1 protein-coding gene is annotated in these 415 nt (G+C 68.0%); it reads left to right on the forward strand.

Annotated elements, in window-relative coordinates:
* Window positions 1-415 (forward strand): alginate lyase family protein (locus AB4Y42_RS44320; protein WP_368697908.1); only part of this gene is annotated, 415 nt, incomplete at both ends.

Raw genomic sequence — 415 nt, forward strand, 5'->3', positions numbered from 1 at the left:
GTCGAGCACGTCAACGACAACATCGCACCCGACGGCACGACCGTCGATTTCGGCGAACGCGATGCGCTGCACTACGTCACCTACGATCTTCAGCCGCTCGTGACGGCCGCGCTCGCGGCGCGCCGCCACAACCGCAACTGGCTCAACGAGCGCGCACCGAACGGCGCGACGCTCGCCGCCGCGTTGAACTGGCTCACGCCATATGCGAGCGGCTCGAAGACACACGACGAATTCGTGCATTCGAGCGTGCCGTTCGATGCGAAGCGCCGCGAAGCCGGCATGCCCGGCTACAGCGGACAGTGGGACCCGAAGAACGCGGCCGAGCTGTATCACCTCGCCGCGCGGCTCGACGGACGCTATACGCCCGTCGCGCTGAAACTGGCACCGACGCCGCCCGCGTGGCTCGCCGTGTGTC

It is taken from the genome of Paraburkholderia sp. EG286B (genome assembly GCF_040965655.1).
Lineage (GTDB): Bacteria > Pseudomonadota > Gammaproteobacteria > Burkholderiales > Burkholderiaceae > Paraburkholderia.